General features: G+C 53.6%; 17 protein-coding genes. 5 read left to right on the forward strand and 12 right to left on the reverse strand.

The genetic code is table 11. From position 1 onward, the window contains the following. Positions 1-7: 7 nt before the first annotated feature. From WB237_RS17470 to pepA, 3 genes are all read right to left on the reverse strand, one after another. On the reverse strand, positions 8-2,863 hold the full coding sequence (locus WB237_RS17470) for a valine--tRNA ligase (protein ID WP_336214907.1): 2,856 nt from the start codon (positions 2,861-2,863) through the stop codon (positions 8-10). Next, positions 2,863-3,306: a DNA polymerase III subunit chi gene (gene holC / locus WB237_RS17475; RefSeq protein ID WP_008502815.1), complete on the reverse strand. Its 444-nt coding sequence runs from the start codon at positions 3,304-3,306 to the stop codon at positions 2,863-2,865. The genes WB237_RS17470 and holC overlap by 1 nt, the downstream gene beginning before the upstream one ends. 86 nt (positions 3,307-3,392) lie before the next feature. After that, the gene (gene pepA, locus WB237_RS17480) at positions 3,393-4,904 is read right to left on the reverse strand and encodes a leucyl aminopeptidase (RefSeq protein ID WP_028017019.1); all 1,512 of its coding nucleotides are present in this window, start codon (positions 4,902-4,904) and stop codon (positions 3,393-3,395) included. A gap of 267 nt (positions 4,905-5,171) precedes the next feature. On the opposite strand from pepA, the gene lptF reads away from it, so the two are divergent. From lptF to mtgA, 5 genes are all read left to right on the forward strand, one after another. Continuing rightward, positions 5,172-6,272, forward strand: coding sequence for an LPS export ABC transporter permease LptF (lptF, locus tag WB237_RS17485; RefSeq protein WP_129994884.1), 1,101 nt, complete (start codon positions 5,172-5,174; stop codon positions 6,270-6,272). Beyond that, a complete protein-coding gene (lptG, locus tag WB237_RS17490) occupies positions 6,272-7,354 on the forward strand; it encodes an LPS export ABC transporter permease LptG (RefSeq protein ID WP_129994885.1) in 1,083 nt (360 codons plus the stop codon). Before lptF ends, lptG begins: the two co-directional genes overlap by 1 nt. Positions 7,355-7,489: 135 nt before the next feature. Continuing rightward, positions 7,490-9,823: an aerobic respiration two-component sensor histidine kinase ArcB gene (gene arcB / locus WB237_RS17495; RefSeq protein ID WP_336214912.1), complete on the forward strand. Its 2,334-nt coding sequence runs from the start codon at positions 7,490-7,492 to the stop codon at positions 9,821-9,823. A gap of 232 nt (positions 9,824-10,055) precedes the next feature. Further along, on the forward strand, positions 10,056-10,709 hold the full coding sequence (gene elbB / locus WB237_RS17500; protein ID WP_336215339.1) for an isoprenoid biosynthesis glyoxalase ElbB: 654 nt from the start codon (positions 10,056-10,058) through the stop codon (positions 10,707-10,709). Further along, complete coding sequence (mtgA, locus tag WB237_RS17505) at positions 10,706-11,440, forward strand: monofunctional biosynthetic peptidoglycan transglycosylase (protein ID WP_336214914.1); 735 nt, start codon at positions 10,706-10,708, stop codon at positions 11,438-11,440. The genes elbB and mtgA overlap by 4 nt, the downstream gene beginning before the upstream one ends. 30 nt (positions 11,441-11,470) lie before the next feature. Here mtgA and npr read toward each other — a convergent pair whose 3' ends face one another. The 9 genes from npr to kdsC all read right to left on the reverse strand — a co-directional run bounded on the left by npr (position 11,471) and on the right by kdsC (position 17,398). After that, positions 11,471-11,743: a PTS phosphocarrier protein NPr gene (gene npr, locus WB237_RS17510; RefSeq protein WP_003861872.1), complete on the reverse strand. Its 273-nt coding sequence runs from the start codon at positions 11,741-11,743 to the stop codon at positions 11,471-11,473. Beyond that, entirely contained in the window at positions 11,740-12,594 is an 855-nt protein-coding gene (rapZ, locus tag WB237_RS17515; RefSeq protein ID WP_028017025.1) for an RNase adapter RapZ, read from the reverse strand. Before rapZ ends, npr begins: the two co-directional genes overlap by 4 nt. 45 nt (positions 12,595-12,639) lie before the next feature. Continuing rightward, complete coding sequence (ptsN, locus tag WB237_RS17520; RefSeq protein ID WP_008501443.1) at positions 12,640-13,131, reverse strand: PTS IIA-like nitrogen regulatory protein PtsN; 492 nt, start codon at positions 13,129-13,131, stop codon at positions 12,640-12,642. A gap of 82 nt (positions 13,132-13,213) precedes the next feature. Next, entirely contained in the window at positions 13,214-13,501 is a 288-nt protein-coding gene (gene hpf, locus WB237_RS17525) for a ribosome hibernation promoting factor (RefSeq protein WP_008501444.1), read from the reverse strand. Between the two features lie 22 nt (positions 13,502-13,523). Further along, positions 13,524-14,957 (reverse strand): RNA polymerase factor sigma-54, encoded by a 1,434-nt coding sequence (gene rpoN, locus WB237_RS17530; protein WP_336214918.1) that lies wholly within the window; start codon positions 14,955-14,957, stop codon positions 13,524-13,526. 47 nt (positions 14,958-15,004) lie between these two features. After that, the gene (gene lptB / locus WB237_RS17535) at positions 15,005-15,730 is read right to left on the reverse strand and encodes an LPS export ABC transporter ATP-binding protein (protein WP_114978852.1); all 726 of its coding nucleotides are present in this window, start codon (positions 15,728-15,730) and stop codon (positions 15,005-15,007) included. A 6-nt stretch (positions 15,731-15,736) separates the two neighbouring features. Next, positions 15,737-16,291 (reverse strand): lipopolysaccharide ABC transporter substrate-binding protein LptA, encoded by a 555-nt coding sequence (gene lptA, locus WB237_RS17540; protein WP_024906352.1) that lies wholly within the window; start codon positions 16,289-16,291, stop codon positions 15,737-15,739. After that, positions 16,260-16,835, reverse strand: coding sequence for an LPS export ABC transporter periplasmic protein LptC (lptC, locus tag WB237_RS17545; RefSeq protein WP_114978851.1), 576 nt, complete (start codon positions 16,833-16,835; stop codon positions 16,260-16,262). Before lptC ends, lptA begins: the two co-directional genes overlap by 32 nt. Next, positions 16,832-17,398 (reverse strand): 3-deoxy-manno-octulosonate-8-phosphatase KdsC, encoded by a 567-nt coding sequence (kdsC, locus tag WB237_RS17550; protein ID WP_336215341.1) that lies wholly within the window; start codon positions 17,396-17,398, stop codon positions 16,832-16,834. Before kdsC ends, lptC begins: the two co-directional genes overlap by 4 nt. Positions 17,399-17,411 lie beyond the last annotated feature (13 nt).

Consider the following 17,411-nt stretch of genomic DNA (forward strand, 5'->3'; position numbering starts at 1 on the left):
AAAAGCATTACAGGGCGGCAATCACTGCCTGCTGCTCAATCAGTTTGGTCTTCGCATCGGCGAAAGCAACCAGACGCTCACGCTCTTTGGCGATGACCGCTTCCGGCGCGCGGGCCACAAAGCCTTCGTTCGCCAGTTTGCTTTCGATTTTGCCGATTTCCACGTCGACTTTCGCCACTTCTTTCGCCAGACGAGCCAGCTCAGCGTCTTTGTCGACAAGACCTGCCATCGGGATCAGCAACTCTGCGCCGTCGATGATTTTGGTCACGGATACCGGACCTTTATCATCCGCAGGTAGTACGGTGATGCTTTCCAGACGCGCCATGGTTTTCAGGAAGGTGTTGTTCTCGGTGACACGACGAACAGCAGCTTCACTGCAACCACGCAGCAGCAATTCCAGCGGTTTACCCGGAGCGATGTTCATTTCTGCACGAATGTTACGTACTGCAACGATCGCCTGTTTCAGCCATTCGGTATCTGCTGACGCAGCGTCATCAACCTTCACCGCATCGAATTCCGGGAATGGTTGCAGCATGATGGTGTCTGCGTTGATGCCAGCAATCACTTTCACACGCTGCCAGATGGTTTCGGTGATGAATGGAATGACTGGATGCGCAAGACGCAGCAGACCTTCCAGCACGGTAATCAGCGTGTTACGCGTACCGCGCAGTTCCGCTTCCGAACCGCCGTTCATCACTGGCTTCGCCAGCTCCAGGTACCAGTCACAGAACTGGTTCCAGGTGAATTCGTACAGGATGCCTGCCGCGATATCGAAGCGGTAGCTGTCCAGCGCTTCGCGGAATGCTTTCACCGTCTGGTTGAATTCCGCGAGGATCCAACGGTCTGCCAGAGACAGAGTCATCTCGCCGCCGTTAAAACCGCAATCCTGATCTTCAGTGTTCATCAGCACGAAGCGGCTGGCGTTCCACAGCTTGTTACAGAAGTTACGGTAACCTTCCAGACGCTTCATGTCCCAGTTGATGTCACGGCCAGTAGAAGCCAGTGCCGCCAGGGTGAAACGCAGGGCGTCAGTACCGTGAGGCTCGATCCCGTTCGGGAACTGTTTCTCGGTACGCTTGCGGATTTTCTCAGCCAGCTGCGGCTGCATCATATTGCCGGTGCGTTTTTCCAGCAGCTCTTCCAGCGAGATACCGTCGACCATATCCAGCGGGTCAATAACGTTGCCCTTGGATTTAGACATCTTCTGGCCTTCGTCGTCACGGATCAGCCCAGTCATGTAAACGGTATGGAACGGAACCTGAGGTTTACCGTCTTCATCTTTGATGAAGTGCATGGTCATCATGATCATGCGGGCAATCCAGAAGAAGATAATGTCGAAGCCGGATACCATCACGCTGGTTGGGTGGAACTGACGCAGCGCGTCGGTGTTTTCTGGCCAGCCGAGGGTGGAGAAGGTCCACAGGGCGGAAGAGAACCAGGTATCCAGCACGTCTTCGTCCTGGCGCAGCGCAACGTCAGCGCTCAGGTTATTTTCCTGACGCACTTCGTCTTCCGTGCGGCCAACGTAGACATTGCCTTCGTTGTCGTACCATGCCGGGATGCGGTGACCCCACCACAGCTGACGGGAGATACACCAGTCCTGAATATCACGCATCCAGGAGAAGTACATGTTTTCGTACTGCTTCGGCACGAACTGGATGCTGCCGTTTTCAACCGCTTCAACAGCCGGTTTCGCCAGCACATCAGCACGCACGTACCACTGGTCGGTCAGCATTGGCTCGATAACCACGCCACCACGGTCGCCGTACGGCACGGTCAGGTCGTGAGGCTTGATCTCTTCCAGCAGGCCGAGTGCGTCAACGGCAGCCACAATCGCTTTACGCGCGGCAAAACGTTCCATTTTCTGGAATTCTGCCGGGATAGCGTTTGAGTAAACGTCAGTTTCTTCGCCTTTGGTATCGTACACTTCTGCGCTTTCACGGATATCACCGTCGAAAGTCAGAATGTTGATCATTGGCAGGGCGTGACGACGACCGACTTCGTAGTCGTTAAAGTCGTGCGCCGGGGTGATTTTCACGCAGCCGGTACCTTTTTCCATGTCGGCGTGTTCGTCGCCCACGATCGGAATACGGCGGTTAACCAGCGGCAGCACCACAAATTTGCCGATCAGATCTTTGTAACGTGGATCTTCCGGGTTAACAGCCACGCCGGTATCGCCCAGCAGGGTTTCCGGACGGGTCGTCGCGACCACCAGGTAATCTTTACCATCGGCGGTTTTGGCACCATCAGCCAGCGGATAGCGGATATGCCACATGGAGCCTTTAGACTCGCGATTTTCCACTTCCAGGTCAGAGATAGCGGTGCGCAGTTTCGGGTCCCAGTTTACCAGGCGTTTGCCACGGTAAATCAGGTCTTCTTTATACAGACGGACGAAGACTTCTTTAACGGCGTTGGACAGGCCTTCATCCATGGTGAAGCGCTCACGCTCCCAGTCCACGGAGTTGCCAAGACGACGCATCTGACGGGTAATGGTGCCGCCAGATTCCGCTTTCCACTGCCAGATTTTGTCGATGAACGCGTCGCGACCGTAGTCGTGGCGAGTTTTACCTTCTTCCGCGGCAATTTTACGTTCAACCACCATCTGGGTCGCGATACCCGCGTGGTCAGTCCCCGCCTGCCACAGGGTGTTTTTACCCTGCATGCGCTGGTAGCGGATCATGGTGTCCATGATGGTCTGCTGGAAAGCATGACCCATATGCAAACTGCCGGTGACGTTCGGCGGCGGGATCATGATGCAGAAGGACTCTTTGCTTTCATCGCCGTTAGGCTTGAAATAGCCCTGCTGTTCCCAGTGCTCGTAAAGCGGCTGTTCGATATCGCGTGGGTTATATGTCTTTTCCATTATTTCCAGGTTGCCGTATTCAGGTTAAAACCAGCCAGGCGGTACGCTTTATAGCGTTCGCGCGCCAGTTGTTTCAAAGATTCTTCGTAAGGGACAAAGTCTACCACTTCTGTGAAAGCGGTGGCAAAATCTGCAAAATCTATCCGCAGGCTAATCAGAATATCGCGCGCACTGCTGTTGCGCTTTTGCGGCCAGGCAATTTCGACCGGCGCACCGCCGCGCGGACCTTCGCCAGACAGGTTATGCGGCACAAAACTCTCCGGCGGACGTGCCCACAACGCTTCATCAAGCCGTATAGCCTGCTGTTCATCTTCGCAGGCAATCAAAACGCGCTTGCCTGCTCGCCAACGTTCTGCGGCAATTTCACACACCAGCTGTTCTACGGCGCTGAGGCCATCCTGATGGGTGTCGTTGTCCAGAAGGTAGAACGTTGCATTCTTCATATATGGGGCTTCTTGTGCTCACTTTAAATGCTTAAGCCGGGTGGCGGCTTCGCCTTACCCGGCCTACGGTTTACTGCCGTTTTGACTTACTCGTCGCCGTTAAAGCCAGCGCGATTCAGCAGGAACTGCGAGAGTAACGCGACCGGGCGACCGGTTGCGCCTTTGGCTTTACCGGAACGCCATGCGGTGCCGGCAATATCCAGGTGTGCCCAGTTGTACTTGCGGGTGAAGCGTGCCAGGAAGCAACCTGCGGTGATAGCACCACCAGGACGGCCGCCGATGTTCGCCATATCCGCAAAGTTAGACTCCAGCTGTTCCTGATACTCATCACCCAGCGGCAGACGCCATGCGCGGTCACCGGCTTGCTCTGAAGCACCAATAAGCTCATGTGCCAGCGGGTTGTGGTTCGACATCAGGCCGGTGATGTGATGACCCAGCGCGATCACGCAGGCACCGGTCAGGGTAGCCACGTCGATGACCGCTTCTGGTTCGAAACGCTCGACGTAGGTCAGCACGTCGCACAGCACCAGACGGCCTTCGGCGTCGGTATTCAGGACTTCAACCGTCTGGCCAGACATGGTGGTCAGGACGTCACCTGGACGATAAGCGCGACCGCCAGGCATGTTTTCGCAGCCTGCCAGTACGCCAGTGACGTTAATCGGCAACTGAAGTTCTGCGACCATACGCATCACGCCGTATACGGCTGCTGCGCCGCACATGTCGTATTTCATCTCATCCATGCCTTCGGCAGGTTTGATCGAGATACCGCCGGAGTCGAAGGTCAGGCCCTTGCCGACGAGCACGATTGGGCGTGCATCTTCAGACGGGTTGCCCTTGTATTCGATGACTGACATCAGGGATTCGTTCTGAGAGCCGTTACCGACGGCCAGATACGAGTGCATCCCCAGCTCTTTCATCTGCTGTTCGCCGATAACGCGGGTGATGACATTCTTGCTGTAGGTATCAGCCAACTGGCGCGCCTGAGAGGCCAGATACGCGGCGTTACAGATATTAGGCGGCATGTTACCGAGATCTTTCGCCGCCTTAATGCCAGCCGCAATCGCCAGACCGTGCTGAATAGCGCGTTCGCCGCTGGTCAGTTCGCGACGGGTTGGCACGTTGAAGACCATTTTTCGCAGCGGGCGACGCGGCTCGCTTTTATTGGTCTTCAGCTGATCGAAGCTGTACAGGCTCTCTTTTGCTGTTTCGACAGCCTGGCGCACTTTCCAGTAGGTGTTACGGCCTTTGACGTGCAGTTCTGTCAGGAAGCAGACGGCTTCCATTGAACCGGTATCATTCAGCGTATTGATCGTTTTCTGAATCACCTGCTTATACTGGCGTTCATCCAGCTCGCGCTCTTTGCCGCAGCCAATCAGCAGAATGCGCTCGGACAGTACGTTCGGAACATGGTGCAGTAACAGCGTCTGCCCAGGTTTGCCTTCCAGTTCGCCACGGCGCAGCAGGGCGCTAATGTAGCCGTCACTGATTTTATCGAGTTGTTCGGCGATCGGGGAGAGTCGGCGTGGTTCAAAGACGCCCACAACGATGCAGGCACTCCGCTGTTTCTCCGGGCTACCGCTTTTTACACTGAACTCCATGCACTACGCTCCTGAATCTTAAAGACAACGGCGGCAGCTACAGATAGAATTGAAAGCTTTCGTAACTCATGTCCGCTGTTGTGGTGACTTCGTGTTAATCTTACGTTATTACGGTTTCGACACGTCAGAAAAAAGTCCTGAAGCGTGAATCCGCCGGGTGTTTTAATCTTAGCGATGATTTCGACGACTCAAGAGAATAAATGACGTTTAAGCCATGAAACAAGCGATTTTCCAGCAAAGAGACGGGTTTTTACGGGCGTATTTAAAGTGATAATCATAAGATATCTGGTGCGGGAGACGCTCAAAAGCCAACTGGCGATCCTCTTCATCCTGCTGCTGATTTTTTTCTGTCAGAAGTTGGTTAAGATCCTCGGTGCGGCCGTTGACGGCGAAATTCCAACGAATCTGGTGCTTTCCCTGCTTGGTTTAGGGATCCCGGAAATGGCGCAGCTTATCCTGCCGCTAAGTCTTTTCCTTGGTCTGCTCATGACGCTTGGTAAGCTCTACACCGAGAGTGAAATCACGGTGATGCATGCCTGTGGTCTGAGCAAAGCCGTGCTGGTGAAGGCCGCGATGATACTGGCGCTGTTCACCGGTATCGTTGCTGCGGTGAATGTAATGTGGGCAGGTCCCATGTCCTCCCGTCATCAGGATGAAGTGCTGGCCGAAGCGAAAGCGAACCCCGGCATGGCGGCATTAGCCCAGGGGCAGTTCCAGCAGGCGACTGACGGTAACTCTGTGCTGTTTATTGAGAGCGTAGACGGCAGTAAATTCAACGATGTATTTCTGGCGCAGCTGCGTACGAAAGGTAACGCACGTCCGTCGGTGGTCGTCGCCGACTCTGGCCAGCTTGCACAACGCAAAGATGGTTCGCAGATTGTGACGCTGAATACAGGTACCCGTTTTGAAGGTACCGCGATGCTGCGTGACTTCCGTATCACGGACTTCCAGAACTACCAGGCCATTATCGGTCATCAGACTGTGGCGCTCGATCCATCGGATACCGAGCAAATGGACATGCGTACGCTGTGGAATACCGATACTGACAGAGCGCGGGCTGAGTTCCACTGGCGAATTACTCTCGTCTTCACCGTGTTTATGATGGCATTGATTGTGGTTCCGCTGAGCGTGGTGAACCCTCGCCAGGGACGTGTGCTCTCCATGCTACCGGCGATGCTGCTGTACCTGGTCTACTTCCTGCTGCAAACTTCGATTCGCTCAAACGGTGCTAAGGGTAAGCTGGATCCTATGGTCTGGACCTGGGTCGTCAACAGCTTGTACATCTTACTCGCGCTGGGATTAAACCTGTGGGATACGGTGCCAGTGCGCCGCATACGTGCCCGATTCTCGCGTAAAGGAGCCATCTAATGCAGGCGTTTGGCGTTCTTGATCGCTATATCGGTAAAACCATTTTTACCACCATCATGATGACGTTGTTCATGCTGGTGTCGCTCTCCGGCATTATCAAATTTGTTGATCAGCTGAAAAAAGCCGGGCAGGGGAGCTATGACGCGCTAGGCGCGGGAATGTACACCTTACTCAGCGTGCCGAAAGATGTGCAGATCTTCTTCCCGATGGCAGCCCTGTTAGGTGCGCTGCTGGGGCTGGGGATGCTGGCCCAGCGCAGCGAGCTGGTTGTTATGCAGGCATCGGGTTTTACCCGTATGCAGGTTGCGCTGTCGGTAATGAAAACCGCGATCCCTCTGGTGCTGCTGACCATGGCGATTGGCGAGTGGGTGGCGCCGCAGGGTGAACAGATGGCGCGTAACTATCGTGCTCAGGCGATGTACGGTGGTTCACTGCTCTCGACGCAGCAAGGATTATGGGCGAAAGATGGTAAAAGCTTCGTCTACATCGAACGTGTAAAAGGTGATGATGAGCTGGGCGGCGTGAGTATCTACTCCTTCAACGACCAGCGCCGTTTGCTGTCAGTCAAACACGCCTCATCGGCGAAGTTTGACCCCGAACATAAGCAGTGGCGTTTGTCACAGGTAGATGAGTCTGACCTGACAAATCCGAAACAGATCACCGGTTCTCAGACGGTATCTGGTACGTGGAAGACGAACCTCACGCCAGATAAACTCGGGGTTGTGGCACTGGATCCTGATGCGCTTTCTATCAGTGGTTTACATAACTATGTGAAATACCTGAAGTCGAGCGGACAGGATGCCGGACGTTATCAGCTCAACATGTGGAGCAAAATCTTCCAGCCAATGTCCGTGGCGGTGATGATGCTGATGGCACTGTCGTTTATCTTCGGCCCGCTGCGTAGTGTGCCGATGGGTGTACGCGTCGTAACCGGTATCAGCTTCGGCTTTGTATTCTACGTTCTCGATCAGATCTTCGGCCCGTTGACGCTGGTTTACGGCATCCCGCCGATTATTGGTGCGTTGCTGCCAAGCGCCAGTTTCTTCCTGATCAGCCTCTGGCTGCTGCTGAAACGCTCCTGATTGACCTCTCCTCGCTCCTGATTAACCGGGAGCGAGGCTAATCTCCTGTTTCATCCCGCACTTTTTCTCACAACCTTCAACGCCCCGCCGCGAATTTGAGTATTATTGAGCGATAAAGTCGTGAAGGGATCCTCTATGAAGCAAATTCGAATGCTTGCCCAGTACTACGTCGACCTGATGATGAAGCTCGGGCTGGTGCGTTTCTCCATGCTACTTGCGCTGGCGCTGGTCGTTCTGGCGATTGTCGTGCAGATGGCCGTTACCATGGTTCTTCATGGTCAGGTCGAGAGTATCGACGTCATCCGCTCCATCTTCTTTGGCTTGCTCATTACCCCCTGGGCGGTGTATTTCCTCTCCGTGGTGGTTGAACAGCTGGAAGAGTCCCGTCAGCGCTTGTCAAAACTGGTCGATAAACTGGAAGAGATGCGCGAGCGCGACCTGAAGCTCAATGTCCAGCTCAAAGACAACATTGCACAGCTGAACCAGGAGATTTCAGATCGTGAGAAGGCGGAAGCCGAGCGTCAGGCCACGCTGGAGCAGCTTAAAATCGAAATGAAAGAGCGCGAGGTCACGCAGATCCAGCTTGAGCAGCAATCCTCTTTCCTGCGGTCATTCCTCGATGCTTCTCCGGATCTGGTTTTCTACCGTAACGAAGACAAAGAGTTCTCCGGCTGTAACCGGGCGATGGAGCTGTTGACCGGGAAAAGTGAAAAGCAGCTGATTCACCTGAAACCTCAGGATGTCTATTCTGAGGAGGCGGCGGCCAAGGTCATGGAGACAGATGAAAAAGTCTTCCGCCACAACGTCTCGCTGACCTATGAACAGTGGCTGGATTACCCGGACGGGCGCAAAGCCTGCTTTGAGATCCGTAAAGTGCCGTACTACGACCGAGTCGGGAAACGTCATGGCCTGATGGGCTTTGGTCGCGATATTACCGAGCGTAAGCGCTATCAGGATGCCCTTGAGCGCGCCAGCCGCGATAAGACCACCTTTATCTCCACCATCAGCCACGAACTGCGTACGCCGCTTAATGGCATTGTTGGGTTGAGCCGTATTTTGCTGGACACCGATCTGACCGCGGAACAGGAAAAATACCTCAAAACTATCCATGTCTCGGCGGTCACGCTGGGTAATATCTTCAACGATATTATCGACATGGATAAGATGGAGCGCCGTAAAGTCCAGCTGGATAACCAGCCTGTTGATTTCACCAGCTTCATGGCCGATCTGGAAAACTTGTCCGGTCTGCAGGCGCAGCAGAAAGGGCTGAGTTTTGTTATGGAACCTTCACTGCCACTGCCGCATAAAGTGGTCACGGACGGTACGCGCCTGCGCCAGATCCTTTGGAACCTTATTAGTAACGCCGTGAAATTTACCCAGAAGGGGCAGGTTGCGGTGCGCATCCGCTATGACGAAGGTGACATGCTGCACTTTGAGGTGGAAGACTCCGGGATTGGTATTCCACAGGAAGAGCAGGACAAAATTTTCGCGATGTACTATCAGGTGAAAGACAGCAACGGCGGGAAACCCGCCACCGGTACAGGTATTGGCCTGGCGGTATCTAAACGGCTTGCGAAGAGTATGGGCGGGGACATTACGGTAACCAGCCAGGCGGGCAAAGGCTCGACCTTCACGCTGACGGTACATGCGCCAGCGGTGGCTGAAGAGGTTGAGGATACCTTTGAAAACGACGATATGCCGCTGCCAGCGCTGCACGTCCTGTTGGTGGAAGACATCGAGCTGAACGTAATTGTGGCACGCTCGGTGCTGGAAAAACTGGGTAACAGTGTGGACGTAGCAATGACCGGTAAAGCCGCGCTGGAGATGTTTAAACCGGGTGAATATGACCTCGTCTTGCTGGATATTCAACTGCCGGACATGACCGGGCTGGATATCTCACGTGAACTGACGAGCAAATATGCCGCTGACGATCTGCCGCCGCTGGTCGCGCTGACGGCGAACGTGCTGAAAGACAAAAAAGAGTACCTCGATGCCGGTATGGATGATGTGCTTAGCAAACCGCTGGCGGTGCCTGCCCTGACCGCCATGATCAAGAAGTTCTGGGATACCCGTGAAGAAGAGGAGAGCACCATGACGTCTGTTGATAGCGCAAAAGCCCAAACGATACTCGATACCGCGATGCTGGAGCAGTATATCGATCTGGTTGGCCCAAAACTGATTACCGACGGTCTGGCCGTGTTCGAAAAGATGATGCCTGGCTATCTGAGTGTGCTGGAATCAAACCTGACGGCGCGAGACCAGAAGGGCATTGTGGAAGAAGGACATAAAATCAAAGGTGCGGCTGGATCGGTCGGGTTACGCCATCTGCAACAGTTGGGACAACAGATTCAGTCACCTGATTTACCAGCATGGGAAGATAACGTTGGTGATTGGGTCGAAGAGATGAAACAAGAGTGGCAAAACGATGTTGCGGTACTTAAAGCCTGGGTCGATGCCAGAAAAAAATGACCCCGGATTAACCGGGGTGCGCGAATACTGCGCCAACACCAGGGAAATCGTGGCTGCGCCTGTTTTTTAAAGTTATTTTCGAAAGGGCGCCGCCTGAAAAATTTAGGCCGCACGCAGATAAGATAGCAAATCTTAAATGGTTTGTTACATGAATCAGTGAAATGTGTGAAGCATAGCGTTTTAATCAAAATTATTAATGTGCTTCAGCGAGTTGCAGAGAAGGAACGTTATGATGAAAAAGATTGGTGTCGTGCTGAGCGGATGCGGTGTTTACGACGGTTCAGAGATACATGAAGCGGTAATTACATTGTTGGCGCTTTCCCGAAACGGAGCTGATGTAGTCTGCTTCGCGCCGGATAAAAGCCAGGCTGATGTGATTAATCATCTGACCGGTGAGCCGATGGCGGAAACACGTAACGTGCTGATTGAAGCGGCACGCATTGTTCGCGGTAATATTCACCCTCTTAATCAGGCTAATGCTTCAGAGCTTGATGGGTTAATTGTGCCTGGCGGGTTTGGGGCAGCGAAAAACCTGAGCAGCTTTGCTTCCCAGGGGGCAGAGTGCCATGTAGATCCGGATTTAAAAGCGCTGTCACGTGCAATGCACGCAGCGGGTAAGCCGCAGGGTTTTATCTGTATTGCCCCAGCGATGCTGCCGAAAATTTTTGATTTCCCGCTGCGTCTGACTATTGGGACCGACATCGACACTGCTGAAGTTGTTGAGGATATGGGCGGCGAACATGTGCCGTGTCCTGTCGATGACATTGTGGTGGACGAAGACAATAAAATTATTACCACGCCTGCCTACATGCTGGCGCAGAGTATTGCTGAGGCTGCCACGGGCATTGAAAAGCTGGTGGACAGAGTGCTGGTGCTTACTGAATGAGTCGTAAGTTGAGTCCCGGGGCAGGAATAAAGCGTGTTCTGCTGAAAGTCCTGCTTTTACTGGCTGTCTTCTGGGGCGGCGGGATTGCTTTATTCAGTATTGTACCGGTCCCTTTCTCTGCTGTGATGGTCGAGCGCCAGGTTGGTGCATGGCTTTCCGGAGATTTCCGCTACGTTGCACATTCCGATTGGGTGAGCATGGACGACATCTCACCGTTCATGGGTCTGGCGGTTATCGCAGCGGAGGATCAGAAATTCCCGGAGCACTGGGGGTTTGATGTGGCGGCCATTGAGAAGGCACTTGCCCATAACGAACGCCACGAGAACCGCGTACGCGGTGCGTCAACGCTGTCGCAACAGACGGCCAAAAATCTGTTTCTTTGGGATGGTCGAAGCTGGGTGCGAAAGGGGCTGGAAGCGGGATTGACCCTGGGGATGGAAACGGTATGGAGTAAACGACGCATTCTGACCGTCTATCTCAATATCGCTGAGTTTGGCGACGGTGTATTTGGCGTGGAAGCTGCTGCGCAGCGTTATTTCAATAAACCTGCCAGTCGCCTGAGTATGTCAGAAGCGGCACTACTCGCCGCCGTCTTACCAAATCCCATCCGCTTTAAAGCCAGTGCACCGTCAGGGTATGTACGAAGCCGACAGGCGTGGATTATGCGCCAGATGCGCCAGCTGGGTGGGGAGGGGTTTATGCAGCGTAATAATCTCATGCAGGGCGGGTAAGCGTAGCGCCACCCGCCAAAGGAATGAACGTTAGTCTTCGTCAAAACCGGCGTTAAACAGCGCAATCACTGCCGCCAGCGCTTCCTCTTCCTGGGGGCCGGTGGCTTCTACTTCAATCTGGCGTCCTTTGGCTGAGTCCAGCATCAGCAGTGCGATCACGCTGTTCGCCTCCGCTTCTGTGCCTTCATCATTACGCAGCAGAACTTCTGCATCGAACCCCTGCATCAGCTCAAACAGTTTCATCGCCGGGCGTGCATGCATGCCCAGCTTATTGGTGATCTCAACAGTTTGTTTTACGGTCATGTTTTACGTTTTTCCAGCGTGCGATGACGGGACTGAACGTTCTTTCCGCGTGAACGGAAATAATCGGCCAGCTGTTCGGCGATGTAGACCGAACGATGTTTACCGCCGGTACAGCCAATCGCCACTGTCAGGTAGCTACGATTGTTTGTCTCCAGCATAGGTAACCATAGCTCAAGGTAGCTTCGCGTCTGGTAGATAAAATTGTGAACTTCTGTGTGTCGGTCGAGGAAGGCCGCGACGGGTTTATCCAGACCTGTCATTGGACGCAGTTTCGGATCCCAGTGAGGGTTCGGCAGGAAACGCACGTCGAAAACATAATCCGCATCAATGGGGATACCGTGCTTAAAGCCGAAGGACTCGAACACCATCGTCAGTTCACGCTCGCGCTTGCCCAACAAACGGGTACGCAGCATTTCCGCCAGCTCATGAACGGACATCTCAGAGGTGTCGACAATCAGGTCAGCACGAGAACGGAGCGGCTCCAGCAGATCGCTCTCTTCGTCGATAGCGCTCTCCAGAGAGAGGTTCTTACTGGAAAGCGGGTGCAGACGACGGGTATCGCTGTAGCGGCGGATCAGGGTATTACGATCTGCATCCAGGAACAGCAACTGAGGTGAGAATTCCTCAGGCAGGTTACTCATCGCCTGCTCAAAAATTTCTGGCGATTCAGGCATATTACGAACGTCGATACTGACGGCGGCAGAGGTTTGTCTTTCCGCAAGCGTCCGAGCCAGATCGGGTAACAACACGACCGGCAGGTTATCTACGCAGTAAAAACCCATGTCTTCCAGCGCGCGCAGAGCAACGGATTTCCCCGACCCTGAACGGCCACTGACAATCATCAGTACCATGTTCCGTTTCTCCTCAGGACAACAGATGTGAAAGCCATCTCCTGGTTATGCATCATCCTGATTGCCTTCTGCTTCAGTGATAATTTGATAGAGCTCTTCATCACTTTGGGCTGAGCGTAGCCGACGGCAAATGGTTTTATCGGCCAGGCGTTTTGCGACCAGAGAAAGCGTATGCAGGTGGGTTTTCGTCTGGTCGGCAGGCACCAGCAGCGCGAAGAGGAGATCGACGGGCTGGTTATCAATGGCATCGAAGGCGATAGGGGTTTCCAGCTGCACAAACACACCGACGGCACGCAAAGTGTCTTCTTCCAGTTTGCCATGCGGGATCGCGATACCGTTGCCGATGCCGGTACTGCCCATCTTTTCACGGGTCAGGATAGCTTCGAACACCACCTGCGGCGGCAGGCCCAGCTGTTTGGCGGCCAGTTCACTGATGATCTCCAGCGCACGTTTTTTGCTCTGGCAGTGAACTGCACTGCGGGTACATTCCTGGTTAAGGACATTGCTCAATTGAAGAGCGGAATCGTTGTTCATCATAATTTCACCTAAGCGCTAACTGTACAAATGGCCCGTTGTGTTTCACAACAGGCCGTCCTGCACCCGTTAACTGCCCGGACAATTAGTGTTGTTTCAGTTTATCTTTATGTTTATTAAGCTGTCGCGCAAGCTTATCAATCAAGCCGTCGATAGCCGCATACATGTCTTGCCCTTCCGCACTGGCATGGAGTTCACCCCCGTTGACGTGCAGGGTTGCATCCGAGATATGAGTCACTTTCTCCACTTTCAACACAATATAGACCTGATTGATCCTTTCGAAATACTGCTCGAGTTTCGCAAATTTCGCATTCACGAAGTCGCGTAAAGCCTCAGTAATTTCGACGTTTTGTCCAGTGATGTTGAGCTGCATAGTGTCTTCCTTATCGGTTGTGTCAGACCAGCTGTTTACGCTGGTTGGACGGCGGAATGGATAAAGACTCTCGATACTTCGCAACAGTACGACGTGCCACCATAATACCCTGGTCGGACAGCATGGTGGTTAACTTACTGTCACTCAGTGGCTTCGCGGGGTTCTCCGCGGCGATCAACTTCTTCACCAGTGCGCGAATTGCCGTTGACGACGCTTCACCGCCGCCCTCGGTATTAACATGGCTGGAGAAGAAATACTTAAGCTCAAAAATACCGCGTGGACTGTGCAGATACTTCTGCGTGGTGACGCGGGAAATGGTTGATTCATGCATCTCGACGGCCTGGGCGATATCCGCCAGTACCATCGGTTTCATATACTCTTCACCCTGCTCAAAGAAAGCCTGCTGCTGTTCGACAATACAGCGGCTGACGCGGAGCAGCGTATCATTTCGGCTCTCCAGACTTTTGATCAACCATCGCGCTTCCTGCAGATTGCTACGAATATATTGGTTATCAGAGTCGTTTCGTGCGCTGGTGCACATGGAGGCATACTGCTGGTTGATTTGCAGGCGAGGGATGCTGTCAGAGTTCAGTTCAACGACCCAGCGGCCATTGTGTTTTCTGACCAGTACATCCGGGATCACATACTCAGGTTCGCTGGTCTGTATCGACTGTCCGGGACGTGGGTCGAGCGACTGGATCAGATTCACCGCTTCTTTCAGCACCTCTTCTTTCAGGCGCGTGACGCGCATCAGGGTGCGGAAATCGTGGTTAGCCAACAGATCCAGATGATCGCTGATGATGACACGCGCCTCATCAAGCCATGGCGTCTCTTTGCTGAACTGAGAAAGCTGGATCAGCAGGCAGTCGCGCAGATCTTTTGCCGCCACACCGACCGGATCGAAACGCTGGATGCGCTTCAGAACGGCTTCAACTTCCTCAAGCTCTATCTCGTCGTCGCCCATGCTTTCCAGAATATCGTCCAGCGTGACGGTCAAATAGCCCGTGTCGTCAACGGCATCGACAATTGACGTGGCAATCGCGCGGTCGGTATCGGAGAAGGGGGTCAGTTCCACCTGCCACATCAGATAATCCTGTAGCGACTGGGTGGTTTCACCCTGATAGACCGGTAGCTCATCGTCCTGGTAGTCTGCACGCGTACCGGAAGGGGTTCCGGCGGTGTAGATTTCATCCCAACTGGCATCCAGCGGAAGCTCGTCCGGCATCTCTTTTTGTTCGAGTGCATCAGCGGTATCGAGCGCTTCTGTATCCTGCGACTGCTGGGTATCTACCTCGTCATGAAGATCGGTTTGTTCCAGCAGCGGATTGCTGTCCAGCGCTTGCTGGAGCTCCTGCTGGAGTTCTAACGTGGACAGTTGCAACAGGCGAATTGCCTGCTGTAGCTGCGGCGTCATCGCCAGTTGTTGGCTGAGCCTTAATTGCAAACCTTGCTTCATGTTCAGAGCATTTTTCTCCGGTTCGGCGTTACGTTACCTCTACCCTATCAGAGTCTGAAGTCTTCCCCAAGATAGACGCGCTTAACATGATCATCTTCGAGGATCTGCTGCGGCGTACCGTGGGCGATCAGATTGCCCTGGCTCACAATATAGGCGCGTTCACACACGGCCAGCGTTTCACGCACGTTGTGGTCAGTGATCAGCACGCCAAGCCCGCTGTCGCGCAGGTGTTCAATAATACGTTTAATGTCGATAACGGAGATGGGGTCAACACCCGCAAACGGTTCATCCAGAAGGATAAATTTCGGGTTTGCGGCCAGCGCACGCGCGATTTCAACGCGGCGACGTTCACCCCCGGAGAGCGCCTGACCGAGGCTGTCACGCAGGTGCTCAATGTGGAACTCTTCCATCAGCTCGTTGGCACGATCCTGACGCTGTTCGCTGGTCAGGTCGTCACGAATTTGCAGGACCGCCATCAGGTTATCGTAAACGCTAAGACGGCGGAAAATAGAAGCTTCCTGCGGCAGATAGCCGATTCCGCGGCGCGCGCGCGCGTGCAACGGCAGAAGGCTGATGTCTTCATCGTCAATAACAATGTTGCCGGCATCGCGCGGCACAATGCCAACGACCATGTAGAACGTGGTGGTTTTACCCGCACCGTTAGGGCCAAGCAGGCCCACAATTTCGCCGGAGTTGACGGTCAGACTGACATCTTCTACGACACGGCGGCCCTTATAGGCCTTCGCGAGATTTTTTGCAGTTAATGTTGCCATAACGAATTAGTTACTCTTCTTCTGTGCCGGGGCCTGGCCTTTACCTTTGTCCTGCAGCTGCGACGGAACCAGTACGGTGGTTACGCGTTTGCCTTTCTCGCTGGAGGCCTGCATTTTTTGCTCTTTCACCAGATAGGTGATCTGGTCGCCGGTAATATTGCTGTCCAGCTGTTCCAGATAGGCGTTACCCGTCAGGATGACCAGATCCTTCGCCAGCTCATAGTGCATGTGCGTGGCGTGGCCTTTCACCGGCTTGCCGTTGTCCTGCATCTGGTAGAAGGTTGCCGGGTTGCCGTAGCCATCAATAATCTCTTTGCCCTGCTCACCACCCGGACGGGTAACGACCACTTTGTCGGCGTTAATTTTGATGGTGCCCTGGGTCATGACGACATTACCCGTAAAGGTGACGACGTTACCCTGCATATCAAGAGACTGCGTGTCTGACTCGATATGGATCGGCTGGTCGGTATCGCCCGTTACAGCAAGCGCGGGGAGACTGGTCGCCAGCATCGCACTGGCGATAATTACTTTAAGGCTGAGTTTGTTTGTTTTGAATTTCATAGGAGGTTCTAACCTTTTCAATCAGCTCGGCGTTTTTGCTGCGTAAGTTCCCGCGCATTCTTAAACCGCTGGAATTAAATGTTGTGCCATACAGTGTGACCAGATCCTGCGACGTCACATCCTGGGTCACCAGGTTGATCTGGGCATTATCCGTCGTAATTTTTCGCAGTTGCGAGTCAGGCGTCAGAGCGTTGACTTCAACGTGGCCATATAGATAAAGCATACGGTCATTTGTCAGTTTTGCCCGGTCTGACTTGATTGACCACGTCGGGACTTTGTCCTTATCAAACGTCGTCATGACAGGCTGGGTAAACCACGAAATACCGTCATCTGAAAAATATTCAACATGCTGGGCAATCAGGCGATAGTTCAGCGCCCCTTCCGGGCTATAGACCACGGTATCGCTGTGATCGCTTTTATAGGTTGGATCGTTATTATTGATCACTTCCGTTTGCGTATCATCGCGATCGGCAAGGTTGACGCCAATCAATACCAATGCGACAAGCGAAAGCAGAATGATAACCCAACGTCTGGTTTTACTCATATTGATTGCCCTTTGGCCTCATCAAGCTTGCCTTGCGCCAGCAGAAGCAGATCGCAGACTTCACGTACGGCACCACGACCGCCATTGATGTGGGTAACGTAGTCAGCGCGTGGGAGCAACAGCGGATGCGCATCGGCAACAGCGATACTCAGGCCGACCTCAGCCATTACTGGCCAGTCAATCAGGTCATCCCCGACATAAGCCACGTTTTCTGGCGCGATAGCCAGTTTACCCAGTAAATCGTTGAAAGCCGCCATCTTATCGGATTGCCCCTGATACAGATGGGTAATGCCCAACGTTTCACAGCGATCTTCTACCAGTTTAGCTTTTCGCCCGGTGATGATGGCAACCTCGATCCCCGAGGTAAGGGCACAGCGGATACCGTAACCGTCGCGAACGTTAAACGCTTTCAGCTCTTCACCATTATTGCCCATGTAAATCAGGCCATCGGAGAGGACCCCATCCACATCCAGGATGAGCAGGCGAATCTTTTCTGCCTTCGCCATCATATGGGTACTGACCGGACCATAACAGGTTGCAAGGGATGCACCCGCATTACTCATTGTCTTATCCTTC

Origin of the sequence: Enterobacter sp. P82 (assembly GCF_037053385.1) — a bacterium.
Lineage (GTDB): Bacteria > Pseudomonadota > Gammaproteobacteria > Enterobacterales > Enterobacteriaceae > Enterobacter.